The sequence below is a fragment of the Microvirga sp. HBU67558 genome (genome assembly GCF_018069605.1).
GTDB lineage: Bacteria > Pseudomonadota > Alphaproteobacteria > Rhizobiales > Beijerinckiaceae > Microvirga > Microvirga terrae.
The window spans coordinates 86,017-99,114 of record NZ_JAGPUP010000552.1; the positions used below are offsets into that span (position 1 = coordinate 86,017).

Below are 13,098 nucleotides of genomic sequence, written 5' to 3' on the forward strand. Positions count from 1 at the left end.
CAAAAGTTGGACCGGATCAGAAGGGATTGTGACTGCCCTAAATGCTTCATTTCAATCGCGTTTCAATCCCTCCTTTTTAGCCGTGGACGACAGCCCACAACTTTTCGCGTGCATTGACAGTCGTCTGCGTCACCGAACAGATGTCATAGCTACATTGTAACGATGATGGGGGTTGCTCTAGGTTCTGTCAGTGTCGCGTGAATTCCGGCTTCAATGCGCGATAAAGGCTACGAAAAGCCTCGATCCGCGGACCATAGAGTTCAACGAGGCGTGAGTCGGGCTCAATCGTCTCGAGAATGTCGGGCGGCGTGCAGACGGCTTCAGGTATTTCCCCGGTCACGGCGAGCCGTGCAAGGCGGGCGGCGCCGAAGGCCGGTCCCTTGTCGCTGCCCCGATAGCGCAGCATGGGAACGTTCAGGACGCTCGCGAAAATTCTGGCCCAGAAGACGCTTCGGGATCCGCCGCCGATCATGCCCGCGTAGGTGAGGGGCGTACCAGCCTGCTCGAGGCATTGCTTCGCGTCGGCAAAACTGAACGCGACACCTTCCAGGATGGCCTGCACCAGATCGGTCTGGTCGGTCTGGGGCGAGAGACCGAAGAAGACGCCGCGCGCGTAGGGGTCGTTGTGCGGGGTCCGCTCGCCGGCGAGGTAGGGCAGGAAAAGAACAGCGGAGGGCTTGCGATACGCGGCTTCGGTTTCCCGGACCAATTCGCCGATGTCCCTCTTCAGGAGATGGGCGCCCCACGCCAGGCAGCTTGCTGCATTCAGCATTGCAGCCATCTGAAACCATCGTCCCGGGACCGCGTGACAAAAGGAATGAACCACGGCCTCCGGCGCCGGGCTGAAGTCCCGGGTGGTGACGAAAAGCTGCCCGGAGGTCCCGAGAGAGATGAAGGCCGAGCCATCCTCGATGGCACCGAGCCCAACCGCGCCGGCAGCGGCATCGCCTGCGCCGCCTGCCACCACCACGTCGTTTCGCAGCCCCCAACGCCCAGCCATATCGGCGCGCAACGTACCGGAGGGCTGTGAGCCTTCGACAAGTCTCGGCATGTGGTCACGGGTGAGGCCGGTCGCCGCCAGTGCGGCATCGGACCAATCGCGCTTGGCTTCGTCCAGCCACCAGGTGCCGGCCGCATCGGACATGTCCGTCACGATCTCGCCGGTGAGTTTGAACCGGATATAATCCTTGGGCAGCATCACCTTGCGCACGGCCCGAAAGATGTCGGGTTCATGCCGGGCCAGCCAGACGAGCTTCGGAGCGGTGAAGCCGGGCATGGGGATTACGCCCATGGCGTGGGAGAGCTCCGGATGCTTGTCCGCCAGTTCCTGCGCCTCCCGGAATGAGCGGCCATCGTTCCAGAGGACTGCCGGACGAAGGGATCGATCGTGTTCGTCGAGCAGCACGGCGCCATGCATTTGCCCCGAGAGGCCAATGCCGCGGATGTCGGCGAGTGCCGTGGCGGCCTGGGCTCGAAGCTGATCAAGCGCGGTTTGCACGGCCTCCCACCAGGCTTCGGGATCCTGTTCCGACCAGAGATCATGCGGCCTTGAGACATTGAGGGGAACGTCGGCCTCGGCAACCGCGGCCTGCGCATCATCGACAAGAATGGCTTTCACCGCTGAGGTGCCGACATCGATACCGAGGTAATGAGCCACGCCGCATGCTCCTTGGATGGTCGTCGGCCTTGGTTTGGCCGCATGTTCGGAGGAGCATATAACCCAGCCTAGGCGCTTGGGCATACAGGAGATGATATCCAGAGGCGTGGCCATGAAAAAAACTCATGGTCGAAATGTCGCTCGGATATTTAAATGACGGCGGCATGCACCAAATAATTCCGCATGCCAAAGAATTCCAAAAACCAGTCCGAGTTCACCCATCCCGACGCACCCACCTCGGCGGCTGCGCTGAGCGCTGCCGTGCGGCTGCATCTGGGAAAGCAACTGCGTGCCCTCTATGGCGATCCCGCGGAGGAGAAGCTGCCGCGCGACCTCGCCCGTCTCGCCGACCGCGTGGCCCAGGTCATCCGTGCTCATACCGAGCCCGTCGACCAGGAGTTCATCAATGGCGTCATGGATGCATTGCCGAACCTGCGCGCCTTCGCTCTCTCCCTGACCGGGAAGGTCGATCAGGCGGAAGATCTGGTTCAGGACACCGTGCTCAAGGCCCTGACGAAGCAGGACACCTTCGAAGCCGGGACGAACCTTCAGGCCTGGCTCTTCACGATTCTGCGCAACGGCTTCTACTCGACCCACCGGAAGACCAGCCGCGAGGTCGAGGATGGGGACGGGACCCATGCGGCCAGCATGATCGCGATCCCCGACCAGGAGGATAAGCTGGCGCTTCAGGATCTCTCGAGCGCGCTCGAGAAGCTGCCGCAGGAGCAGCGCGAAGCGATCATTCTCATCGGTGCCGAAGGGATGTCCTACGAGGATGCCGCCGAGGCCCTCGGCGTGAAGGTCGGCACGATCAAGAGCCGGGTCAACAGGGCCCGCAACCGGCTCGCCGAGCTGATGGGAACGAGCCGCGCGGAGCACGACCACTCTGCTGCGCTCTGATCTCACCGGGCCAGCCGAGGATCTTTGGCTGGCCTGACACTCTCGTTCGGATCTCGACGATTCCGCACGCCGCGCCTTCCCGCCACGGTGCCTAAAATATCGGCGGCCGCACTAGCTCCTGTTTCGAACTTTTCCACAGGCTTCAAGGTTGAGCTTGGAGCTGGTGGGTGCTCGAAACCGCTCTTCTGCCAAGGAGGGGAGCATGGAACACAGGCCTCTGTCCGAACTCAGTAGCGTCGCCGACCTGAAAATTCCCGAGGAAGTTCAAGCGCAGGTCCTATCGAAGCGGGAGCGTCTCGACCGTTGGGTCGACCTGCTGGAGCAGGAGCCCGACCGTATTCTCAGGACCCTGGATGAGATTGAGTGGAAGCCGAGGGCGCAGCGTCGAGCGTTGCGCGCCGACGGCTCCGCCCTGACGGTGGCCTATTCCGACCCGGTGCTCCGTAGGGCAGGGCTCCTGAGCGACAGGTTCGGGGATGCCGTGGACTTCTTCGAGATCTCGGAGCACGACGCCCATATCGTTCTCTGCTCCTGCCATGGCGGCGAATCGATGCGCGCAGATGAAGCTGCACGCCGGGTACGCGGCATTCGCTCCCCCAGCCTCTGGGCTCTCTATTTCGGCTGGTTTCGCTAGCCGCTCGGCCGCCCTGGTTCGGGATCAGTCCTTGTAGGGATCGAACTCGCCAGGGCCGGCCATCGCGACGGCAAACGGCCGGAGCGTGTGCTCGATTCCGATCGTGCCCCTGTGATAGGCGAGTACGTCGTCGAGGCGCCGGTAGACCATCGGGCTCTCGTCCACGTCGCCCCCGCGCAGGAGAATGCCCTTTTCGCGCAGCCAAGCATCCATCTCGTCGCGGGTGAACCGGGGAGGGCGCACCCATTCTCCCGCCTTGTTCTTCTTGCCCTTAGCGTCCATGCGGCCGAAGAGGCGTCCTGCCCCATGAACGGTCGAATAGAGGCTGTCGGCGCTCTCCGGACCCTCGATTCCATGCAGGATGACCGCGTTGTCCCCCATGGATCCGCCGACGAAACCGCGCTGCCGCGGGAATGCCGGCGTCGTGCCCTTGCGGACAACCCAGTACTCCCTGCCGCCATGGCTCTCCCGCCAGACGAAGTTGTGGTGGTTGTGAACCGTGTCCGTGACCCGGCCGCCGATGATCCGACGCACGCGCTCGACCACCCATTCGCGCCCGGCATAGGCATAGAGCCCGCCGAGCTTCACGCCGGCAATGTAGCTGCGCCCGAGATCGCTATCCTGATGGACGAGGGCGGGATCGACCTCCATCCCGTCCTTCGCCCCGACCAAGGCAAGGTGTTTCGTGGTGATCTTGTGGCCAAGCCCTCTGGAGCCGAAATGCACCCCGATCCAGACATAACCTTCCTCGTCTTCGAATAGGTCGACGTAATGATTGCCGGACCCCACCGTCCCGAGCTGTCCCGATGCCAGCTTCTTGAGGTCTCGGACGCCGGCCTCCTCCCAGAGGGGGGATTCGAACAACTCATGGTCCACCGTGACGGCGTTCTTCTGCCCGATGCCGAAGCTGATGGCGCGTCCGATGTCAGAAAGGATGCGCCCCGCCTGGGCGGCGACCTCCTCGTAGCGGGTGTCGAGCCGGACAGCCATGTTCCCGCATGCGATGTCGAACCCGACCCCACTGATGGAGACATGCTCCTCGTAGGCGATCACGCCGCCGATCGGATGCGCGTAGCCAAGGTGTCCGTCTGCGCAGAGCACGCCTTTGGCGGCGCTCCCGACCTCCATGCACCGGTCCAGCTGCCGGATCGTCTTCTCGTCATGCTCGCCAAAGATTCGGGTCTTTGCCGTCAAGATGTATCTCCCGGTTAGGGGCGGTTGTACCGCTCGCGCAGGCGCTCGATCTCGCGCTGCAGGGCATCGAGGCCACGCGCAACGTCCCTGCCCATGTTCTCGACGACGCCCGTTCCGGCGGCCACGTCCGGGCAATCCAGTGTCCCGTCCCGTCGGTGCCGGGGTGAGATGCCCCCTTGAGGGGTGAGCAGGTAGGCGCAGCCCGTATCCTCGTCCCGCCAGACGACGGGCTGGTCGAGAGCGGCAGCCGGATATGCCGACAGAATAAGGATGGGAAGGGCGCACCAACGGAGAAACATGGTCACGGCGAAAGCTCCAAAATGAACCTGTCCGTCCAGGGAATGCCAGCCCGCCGGCCCGTGTTCCTGCCAGCCGGCCCGCTACCATCCGTCAATTTGACTTCCCTTCCGGTTTAGGGGACATCACGCGGTTTGATCGACCTGTGCCGATGGGATATCCCGTCAGAACGCAGGATTGCCCGCCCCGGAGTCATCGATGGACGGTTCTGTCCCCCAGCCGCGGATGTCGTTGCGCTATCTCTCCGTGGCCCAGCTCACGAGCGTGGTCGAGCGGAGCCATGCCCGGCTCTGCGCCGTCCTCGTCCTGCTGTCGCTCGTCTGCTTCCTGCCGGGCTTCACAACCCTTCAGCCCATGGACCGGGACGAGCCGCGCTATGCCCAGGCTTCCAAGCAGATGCTGGAATCCGCCGATCTCGTGGACATCCGCTTCCAGGACGAGGCCCGGCACAAGAAGCCGGTGGGCATCTACTGGATGCAGAGCGCGAGCGTTGCCATTGGGCAGGCTCTGGGAGTGTCCGAGGCGCGGACAACCATCGGGCTCTACCGAGTCCCATCGCTGCTCGGGGCGATCGCGACGGTTCTGCTGACCTACTGGGCCGCTTTGGGGTTCTTCGGGCGACGAGGGGCGTTCCTGACCGCGGCCCTGATGGCAACCTGCGTGATTCTCATGGTGGAGGCGCGCCTCGCCAAGACGGACGCCATGCTGACCGCCTGCTCGGTGGCTGTGATGGGTGGGCTCGCGAGGGCCTATCTGAGCCGCGGCGCCGGGGTCCTGCCCCGGAGGGCCCTGCTGATCTTCTGGACCGGGTTCGCCTTGGGCATCCTCATCAAGGGCCCCTTGGTCATCATGTTCGCAGGTCTTGCCGCCGCGGTCCTGGCGTATAAGGAGCGCTCGGCGCGTTGGCTTCTCACGCTGCGGCCTTGGATTGGCGCCCTTTTCACCCTGGCGGTCGTGCTGCCGTGGTTCGTCGCCATCGCCCTCAAGACCGGCGGCGCCTTCTATTCCGAGGCGGTCGGGCACGACATGCTCGGCAAGGTCGGGACGGCGCAGCGCTACCATTGGGCGCCCCCCGGTTTCTATCTGATCTCGTTCTTCGCCACGTTCTGGCCCGGCGCTGTCCTGGCTGCCATTGCAGTGCCATTTGCCTGGAAACATCGCCGGGAGGAACCGGTCGCCTTCGTGCTTGCCTGGCTCATCCCTTCCTGGATCGTTTTCGAGGCCGTGCCGACCAAGCTGCCGCACTACACACTGCCTCTGCTGCCGGCGGTGGCCATCATCACGGTCATGGCCATCTCGCGCCATTTCGTGGGACCGCATCGGCCGGCGGCCAAGCTGGCAACCGTGCTGATTCCATTCATCCCGGTCGGTCTGACCATCGGCCTTTCGGTGGTCGGCTGGGCTTTCGACGGAATGCCGCCCTTCCGGGCCCTTCCATTCCTCGCGATCTCCTCGGTACTGGCCCTCGGGGCCTGGTGGCTCTTCGTCAGAAGCCGGCTGGTCCCGGCCCTATGGGCCAGCTTCATCTCGGCAGCCTTCCTATCCATCGGTGTTTTCGGGTTCGCGCAGCTCGATCTGCGCTCCCTCAAGATCTCGGACCGTTTGGCCGAGGTTGCCCGCAACGTCCCGTGCGAGAGCCCGCAGGTCGCAACCCTCGGCTACCGGGAACCCAGTCTCGTCTTCCTGACCGGTACGAACCTCGACATGGTCGAGACAGGGGCCGAGGCGTCGGCGTTCCTGCGGCGGGGCGGGTGCCGGGTCGTTTTCGTGGAGAAACGATACGAGACGGAGTTCCGGGCGGAGAACGCGCGTCTGAAGCAGCAGCCCGCCCTCTCGACCCGGATCCAGGGATTCAATATCAACAGCGGTCGGCGGGTCGATATCGCGGCCTATGCGACGGGCTTCTAGCCTAGATGGCGATTGTGAAGAGGCGGCCAGAGATGGCCCGTAACGGATGACTGACCTTTCTCCGGGGCCCCGCATCAGCGTCGTGGTGCCCGTCAAGAACGAGGCGCTCAACATTCTCCCGCTGGTGGAGGAGATCGAGCGCGCCTGCGCGTCGCTCTCGCCCTTCGAGGTGATCTATGTGGATGACGGCTCGACCGACGCGACCGGGGACGAGGTTCGAAAAGCCCGGGCGACACGGCCCTGGCTGCGACTCGTTCGACATGAGGCGAGCTGCGGGCAGAGTGCCGCGGTCCGGACCGGCGTCCACGCGGCCCGGGGGCCTATCGTTATCACCCTCGACGGGGACGGGCAGAATGACCCGGCCTTCATACCGGAGCTCGTGGCGGCCCTGGACGATCCTCAAATCGCCCTCGTCGCCGGGCAGCGGGTCGGCAGGAAGGACGGCACCTATAAGAAATGGCAGTCCCGGATCGCCAACGGCGTGCGCGGGAGGATCCTGAAGGACGGGACGCGTGATACGGGATGCGGCCTCAAGGCGTTTCGACGCGACGTCTACCTGCGGCTTCCCTATTTCGATGCCCTGCACCGCTTCATGCCGGCTTTGGTCAAGCGCGAAGGGTATCGGATTGCTCATGTGGACGTGGTCGACCGGCCCCGGCATGCCGGCCGGTCGAATTACGGGATGTTCGACCGCCTTTGGGTCGGCATCCTTGATTTAGCCGGAGTCTGGTGGTTGATCCGCCGCCGCCGCCGCGTTCCCGCTGCTCAGGAAATCGTCTGATGTTAATGCGCCTTTCTCACGATCTGGGACTCTATTTCTATGACCTGGTGGTCGCCCGGTTCGACCTTTGGGCCGCCTTCGGCGTTCTGGCCCAGTTTGTCTTCGGGGCCCGTTTCATTGTGCAGTGGATCGCGAGCGAGAAGGCAGAAAAGAGCGTGATTCCCGTCGGATTCTGGATGCTGTCGATTTCCGGCGGGCTGATGACCCTGGTCTACGGCTTCGCCCGCAGCGACATCGTCATCATTTTGGGGCAGGCGTTTTCGATCTTCATCTATGTTCGCAACCTGATGTTGATCGCGAAAGAGAAGCGAAAACTTGCCGCTACGGCAGTTTCCGGGTCCCAAGTGGAGGCTCCGGCAGCTTAAGGGTCACCGGAGCCTGAAAGAATCTACGCTGCCTTGGCGTCCGTCTCGCGAAGGCGGGCGAGCCCGGCATCCAGGTCCCGCTTCAGGTCCTCCAGGTCCTCGAGGCCGATGTGGAAGCGCAGGGCGTGGCCGCCGGGCTCCCATGCGGTTGCCGTCCGATAGGTGGCGCAGTTGAAGGGGATCACAAGGCTCTCGAACCCGCCCCAGGAATAACCCATTCCGAACAGCGACAGTCCGTCGAGCATGGCCGCGAGTGCTCGGTCGGAGAAGGGCTTCAGGATAACCGAGAAGAGGCCCGACGAACCCTTGAAGTCGCGCTTCCAGATCTCGTGACCGGGATAGCTTTCGAGAGCCGGGTGCAGGACCCTTGCCACCTCCGGGCGAGCCTCGAGCCAGCGGGCCATCTCCAAGGCCTGGTTCCCGTGCTCCCTCAGGCGAAGGGCCATGGTGCGAAGGCCCCGCAGACCCAGGAACACGTCTTCCGGTCCCGGGCACATGGCAAAGGAATCGTAGGTTTCACGCAGGCGCTTGAAGCAGCGCTCATTGGCCGACACCATGCCGAGCAGCAGGTCGGATCCCCCGCTCAGGTATTTGGTGCCGGCCTCGATGGCGATGTCCACCCCGCGTTCGTGAGGCGGGAAGAGCAGGGGGGTCGCCCAGGTGTTGTCCATGAGGACGACGGCCCCATGACGGTGCGCCACCTCGGCGATGGCGGGGATGTCCTGCATCTCGAGGGACTGGGAACCTGGTGCCTCCGTGAACACCGCAGTGGTGTTCGGTCGGATGAGAGCCTCGATCCCTGGGCCGATCTGCGGGTCGTAATAGGTGGTTTCCACACCAAAATTCTTGAGTACGCCGTTGCAGAATTGCCGGGTCGGCAGGTAGACCGAGTCCGTCATCAGAAGATGGTCGCCTGCTTTCAGGAATGACATTAGGGCAACCGTAACGGCGGCGAGCCCCGATGGAGCAAGCACGGTTCCGGCGGCGCCGGTCAATTCCGTCCAGGCGACTTCAAGGGAGTTGGTGGTCGGCGTCCCTTTCGTCCCATAGGAATATCGCCCGCGCCGGTGCAGCAGATCGTCGGTCGTCGCATACAGGACGGTCGAGCCGCGGTAGATCGGCGTATTGATGAATCCGTGCTGCTCGAACGGCTCCCGTCCGGCATGCACGAGGCGGGTTCGTTCGGATAGGTTTTGGGGCTTTGGAGGGAGTTTTGACATCGCTTCAAGGGCTTGCTGAGGAGATTCCGATCTGAGACCGGGCAGCTCCTGCCGTCAAGTCAGGCAAGAAATGCCTTCCATCAAGACTTGACCAGTGATTAATCATGGAATGTGATGGATCCCGATGCCGTCTCAGCCGAGGCGGCGTGGACCGGTCTATCCGGGGCCCGGCTGGGGGGTCATAACCATAAGCGGCCGAGCCAAGTCGAACTATTGGGAGAAGATACAAACATGAAAAAGGCTCTCGTATCGATTGCCTTCGGCCTGACAGCCAGCCTGCTCGCGACGGGCGCATCCGCCCAGGCGACGCTCAACAGCGTGAAGCAGAAGGGCTTCCTGACCTGCGGCTCGAACACGGGTCTCGCCGGTTTCGGCCAGCCGGACGCTCAGGGCAACTGGACCGGGCTGGACGTCGATTTCTGCCGCGCCATCGCAGCAGCCATCTTCGACGATCCGACCAAGGTTCGCTTCATTCCGCTCGCCGCCAAGGACCGTTTCACGGCCCTCCAGTCGGGCGAAGTGGACGTGCTGTCCCGCAACTCCACCATGACGATGTCGCGCGACACCCAGCTCGGCCTCGACTTCCCGGCGATCAACTACTTCGACGGTCAGGGCTTCATGGTCCGCAAGAAACTCGGCGTTTCCTCCGCCAAGGAGCTGAACGGCGCCTCGATCTGCACCCAGCAGGGCACCACCACCGAGCTGAACCTCGCCGACTACTTCCGTGCCAACAACATGAAGTACGAAGTGGTGGCATTCGCCACCTCGGACGAGACGTTCAAGGCCTATGACGCCGGCCGCTGCGACGCCTTCACGACCGACGCTTCGGGCCTCTACGCCGAGCGTTTGCGCGCCTCGGCTCCGGACGATCATATCGTTCTGCCCGAGATCATCTCGAAGGAGCCGCTTGGCCCGGCCGTCCGCCACGGTGACAACCAGTGGGGCGATATCGTCCGCTGGACCCACAACGCCATGCTGAACGCGGAAGAGCTCGGCGTGACAAAGGCCAATGTCGACCAGATGAAGACCTCCGAGAACCCGGAGATCAAGCGTCTTCTCGGTACGGAAGGCAAGTTCGGCGAGGCCGTCGGCCTGACCAACGACTGGGCCGTGCGCATCATCAAGCAGGTGGGCAACTACGGCGAAGTGTTCGAGAAGAACGTCGGCGAAGGCTCCCGCCTGAAGATCAAGCGCGGCCAGAATGCGCAGTGGACGAAGGGCGGCCTGCAGTACGGCATCCCGATCCGCTAAGCTGAAGAAGATGGGGCGTCCGGACATTCCGGGCGCCCCTCTCAGACACGAACAACAAAAAGCCGCCCGTTCATGGGATTATGCATACCGTGAACAGGGGAGGACGGCTGGGCATAAATAAAAAAGCCGTCAGAGGATGAACTCAGTGCAAACCGTTGTCAGTCAGACATCGCCCCCCAAAAAATCGTTCCTATACGATCCCAAGGTCCGTGGGATCTTCTACCAGGTCGTTCTCGTTCTCGCGATCGTCTATCTCTTCTACGTCGCCGCTACGAATGCCGTCGAGAACCTGCAGCGCGCCAAGATCGCCTCGGGATTCGGCTTCCTCAACAACACCGCGGGCTTCGACATCAGCCAGACGCTGATCCAGTTCAGCGCAGCCGGCGGGACCTATGGCGACGCGTTCATCGTCGGCCTCCTCAATACCCTGGTCGTTTCCGCGATCGGCATCTTCTTCACCACGATCTTGGGCTTTCTGATCGGTATCGCGCGCCTGTCCAAGAACTGGATGGTGGCCAAGGTTGCCATGGTGTACGTGGAGGTGCTGCGCAACATCCCGCTGCTGGTGCAGCTGCTGTTCTGGTACATCGCAGTCCTCGGAACCCTGCCGCAGCCGCGCAACTCCCTTGAGATGGGCGCTGGGTTCTACCTGAACTCGCGCGGTCTCTTCATGGCCAAGCCCGTCTGGGGCAGCAATATCTCGGTTGTCGTTGCGGCCCTTGTAATCGGCCTCGTCGGGACCTTCGTGTACCGCCGCTGGGCCAAGGCGCAGCAGGAGCAGACCGGGCGGCAATACCCTGTGGGGAAGGTCACCTTGGGCTTGGTCCTCGGCCTACCCGTCCTGACCTGGATCGTCCTTGCCGTGACGGGAGCCAACCCGATCACCTTCGAATTGCCGCGCAAGGGAACGTTCAATCTGACGGGCGGCATGCAGATCCTGCCGGAATTCGTGGCGCTGCTCCTGGGTCTCGTCACCTATACGGCCGCCTTTATCGCCGAGGTCGTCCGCGCTGGCATCCTGGCCGTGTCGAAGGGGCAGTCGGAAGCGGCAGGCTCCCTCGGCCTCACGCCGGGACAGACCCTGCGTCTGGTGGTGATCCCCCAGGCCATGCGCGTCATCGTTCCGCCGCTGACCAGCCAATACTTGAACCTGACGAAGAACTCCTCCCTGGCTGTCGCTATCGGCTATCCCGACCTCGTGCAGGTCTTCATGGGAACCGTGCTGAACCAGACGGGCCAAGCCATCGAGGTGGTCGTCATCACCATGGGCGTCTACCTGACAATCAGCCTCGTGACGTCGTTCATCATGAACATCTACAATCGCCGCGTGGCGATCGTCGAGCGGTAGGAGATCGCATGAGCACCGCCGTCGACATTCCCCGTTTCGTCCGCGCCAAGCAGGTGGAGGCGCTGCCTCCGCCCAACCTGGCCCGCGGGCCCATCGCGTGGGTTCGTGAGAACCTCTTTTCCGGCCCCTTCAACACCATCCTGACCCTGGTGGTGTTCTACCTCCTGTACGTCGCCGTTCCTCCACTGGTGAGATTTCTGTTCATCGATGCGGTTTGGACCGGTACCGATCGGGCTGCCTGCCGGGCCGATACGGGCGGCAGCGAAACCGGCGCCTGCTGGGCGTTCATCTGGGACAAGATCAACTACTTCATCTATGGCTCCTATACGGTGTCCGAGCGGTGGCGGGTCGACATCTTCTTCGCGCTTCTGGCCATCGGGGTCGCCTGGTTGCTATGGCTCAGGGCGCCGCGCAGGGATCTAGGAGCGGTTTATTTCTTCTGGATCTTCCCGGTCGTCTCCTACGTGCTTCTGACGGGCGGCAATGCCGATTTCGGCCTGCGCTTCTGGATGGGGTTTGCGATCTTCGGCGCGCTGGTGATTGCCCTGTTCGCTTTCTTCGCGGCACTGCTCAAGACCGCCATGCGTCCCGCCCTCATCATGGGCGGCGGCATCGTCGCGGTGATCGGCATTACCCTCGCCGTCGTCGATATCGATTTCGGCCTCGCCCATGTGCCCACCTCCTTGTGGGGCGGCGTTCTCGTGACGCTGCTGGTCGCGACTGTCGGCATCGTGGTCTCGCTGCCCTTCGGCATCGTCCTTGCTCTGGGGCGGCGCTCGAAGCTACCCATCGTGCGCATGGCCTCGGTGATCTTCATCGAGTTCGTCCGCGGCGTGCCGCTGATCACGGTGCTGATCATGGCCAACACCATGCTGCCGCTGTTTCTTCCGGGCGACATGACGGTGGACCGCTTGCTCCGGCCCCTCATCGGCACTGCGCTCTTCGCCTCCGCCTACATGGCCGAGGTCGTCCGCGGTGGCCTCCAGGCCATGCCGAAGGGGCAGTACGAAGGCGCCATGTCGCTGGGACTCAACTACCCGCAGATGATGACCCTCATCATCCTGCCCCAGGCCCTGCGGATCGTCATTCCCGGCATCGTGAACACCTTCATCGGCCTGTTCAAGGACACGTCGCTGGTGGCCATCGTTGGTATCTTCGATCTGGTGAAGACTATTGAAGCCTCCCGCATCGACCCGAACTGGGCGGCTCCGACGATCGGCATCACGGGCTATGCCTTCGCGGCTCTGTTCTACTTCATCTTCTGTTTTGGCATGTCGCGGTACTCGCTGGGAGTCGAGCGGCGCCTTGCGGCTGGTCAGAAACGGTAAACACACATGGCAACGACACTTTCATCCCAAACCATCCGCTCCGTCGACGTCGACCCGAAAGCCGAGGCCGCGGTCCAGATGATCGACGTGCACAAGTGGTACGGAGAGTTCCACGTCCTGCGCGACATCAATCTCAACGTGCGGCGCCGCGAGCGAATCGTGATCTGCGGTCCCTCGGGCTCCGGCAAGTCCACGATGATCCGCTGCATCAACCG

At 63.1% G+C, this 13,098-nt stretch carries 13 protein-coding genes; 9 read left to right on the top strand and 4 right to left on the bottom strand.

Annotated features, from left to right (window positions below):
• Positions 1-187: 187 nt before the first annotated feature.
• On the bottom strand, positions 188-1,657 hold the full coding sequence (gene xylB / locus KBI52_RS25115; protein ID WP_262265560.1) for a xylulokinase: 1,470 nt from the start codon (positions 1,655-1,657) through the stop codon (positions 188-190).
• A 183-nt stretch (positions 1,658-1,840) separates the two neighbouring features.
• Here xylB and KBI52_RS25120 point away from each other — a divergent pair, with 183 nt between their 5' ends.
• On the top strand, positions 1,841-2,557 hold the full coding sequence (locus KBI52_RS25120; protein WP_210812109.1) for a sigma-70 family RNA polymerase sigma factor: 717 nt from the start codon (positions 1,841-1,843) through the stop codon (positions 2,555-2,557).
• Between the two features lie 202 nt (positions 2,558-2,759).
• Positions 2,760-3,191 carry a hypothetical protein gene (locus KBI52_RS25125; protein ID WP_173950344.1) on the top strand — a complete coding sequence of 144 codons (432 nt, stop codon included), beginning with the start codon at positions 2,760-2,762 and terminating at the stop codon, positions 3,189-3,191.
• A 24-nt stretch (positions 3,192-3,215) separates the two neighbouring features.
• Here the strand turns inward: KBI52_RS25125 and KBI52_RS25130 are convergent, their stop codons facing one another.
• On the bottom strand, positions 3,216-4,385 hold the full coding sequence (locus KBI52_RS25130; protein WP_247654644.1) for an RtcB family protein: 1,170 nt from the start codon (positions 4,383-4,385) through the stop codon (positions 3,216-3,218).
• Positions 4,386-4,399: 14 nt separating this feature from the next.
• Positions 4,400-4,690, bottom strand: a complete 291-nt coding sequence (locus tag KBI52_RS25135) for a hypothetical protein (protein WP_173950345.1) — start codon at positions 4,688-4,690, stop codon at positions 4,400-4,402.
• Between the two features lie 190 nt (positions 4,691-4,880).
• Here KBI52_RS25135 and KBI52_RS25140 point away from each other — a divergent pair, with 190 nt between their 5' ends.
• The 3 genes from KBI52_RS25140 to KBI52_RS25150 are packed head-to-tail and all read left to right on the top strand — an operon-like array spanning position 4,881 to position 7,736.
• Entirely contained in the window at positions 4,881-6,590 is a 1,710-nt protein-coding gene (locus KBI52_RS25140) for a glycosyltransferase family 39 protein (protein ID WP_210812110.1), read from the top strand.
• 46 nt (positions 6,591-6,636) lie between these two features.
• Complete coding sequence (locus KBI52_RS25145) at positions 6,637-7,371, top strand: glycosyltransferase family 2 protein (RefSeq protein WP_173950347.1); 735 nt, start codon at positions 6,637-6,639, stop codon at positions 7,369-7,371.
• Positions 7,371-7,736 carry a lipid-A-disaccharide synthase N-terminal domain-containing protein gene (locus KBI52_RS25150; protein ID WP_173950348.1) on the top strand — a complete coding sequence of 122 codons (366 nt, stop codon included), beginning with the start codon at positions 7,371-7,373 and terminating at the stop codon, positions 7,734-7,736. Before KBI52_RS25145 ends, KBI52_RS25150 begins: the two co-directional genes overlap by 1 nt.
• A 23-nt stretch (positions 7,737-7,759) precedes the next feature.
• Here KBI52_RS25150 and metC read toward each other — a convergent pair whose 3' ends face one another.
• Positions 7,760-8,956, bottom strand: a complete 1,197-nt coding sequence (gene metC / locus KBI52_RS25155; RefSeq protein WP_210812111.1) for a cystathionine beta-lyase — start codon at positions 8,954-8,956, stop codon at positions 7,760-7,762.
• 231 nt (positions 8,957-9,187) lie between these two features.
• Between metC and KBI52_RS25160 the strand changes: the two genes are divergently transcribed.
• The 4 genes from KBI52_RS25160 to KBI52_RS25175 all read left to right on the top strand — a co-directional run.
• Complete coding sequence (locus tag KBI52_RS25160; protein WP_173950350.1) at positions 9,188-10,207, top strand: amino acid ABC transporter substrate-binding protein; 1,020 nt, start codon at positions 9,188-9,190, stop codon at positions 10,205-10,207.
• 136 nt (positions 10,208-10,343) lie between these two features.
• Positions 10,344-11,555 carry an amino acid ABC transporter permease gene (locus KBI52_RS25165; RefSeq protein ID WP_173950351.1) on the top strand — a complete coding sequence of 404 codons (1,212 nt, stop codon included), beginning with the start codon at positions 10,344-10,346 and terminating at the stop codon, positions 11,553-11,555.
• Positions 11,556-11,563: 8 nt separating this feature from the next.
• Complete coding sequence (locus KBI52_RS25170; RefSeq protein ID WP_210812112.1) at positions 11,564-12,883, top strand: amino acid ABC transporter permease; 1,320 nt, start codon at positions 11,564-11,566, stop codon at positions 12,881-12,883.
• 6 nt (positions 12,884-12,889) lie between these two features.
• Positions 12,890-13,098: ATP-binding cassette domain-containing protein (locus KBI52_RS25175; protein ID WP_210812113.1), on the top strand; the 209-nt coding region annotated here is incomplete at its 3' end.

Coding starts and splice junctions, on each gene's coding strand:
- KBI52_RS25120 (WP_210812109.1), top strand. CDS start 1,841: ATGCCAAAGAATTCCAAAAACCAGTCCGAGTTCACCCATCCCGACGCA.
- KBI52_RS25125 (WP_173950344.1), top strand. CDS start 2,760: ATGGAACACAGGCCTCTGTCCGAACTCAGTAGCGTCGCCGACCTGAAA.
- KBI52_RS25140 (WP_210812110.1), top strand. CDS start 4,881: ATGGACGGTTCTGTCCCCCAGCCGCGGATGTCGTTGCGCTATCTCTCC.
- KBI52_RS25145 (WP_173950347.1), top strand. CDS start 6,637: ATGACTGACCTTTCTCCGGGGCCCCGCATCAGCGTCGTGGTGCCCGTC.
- KBI52_RS25150 (WP_173950348.1), top strand. CDS start 7,371: ATGTTAATGCGCCTTTCTCACGATCTGGGACTCTATTTCTATGACCTG.
- metC (WP_210812111.1), bottom strand. CDS start 8,956: ATGTCAAAACTCCCTCCAAAGCCCCAAAACCTATCCGAACGAACCCGC.
- KBI52_RS25160 (WP_173950350.1), top strand. CDS start 9,188: ATGAAAAAGGCTCTCGTATCGATTGCCTTCGGCCTGACAGCCAGCCTG.
- KBI52_RS25165 (WP_173950351.1), top strand. CDS start 10,344: ATGAACTCAGTGCAAACCGTTGTCAGTCAGACATCGCCCCCCAAAAAA.
- KBI52_RS25170 (WP_210812112.1), top strand. CDS start 11,564: ATGAGCACCGCCGTCGACATTCCCCGTTTCGTCCGCGCCAAGCAGGTG.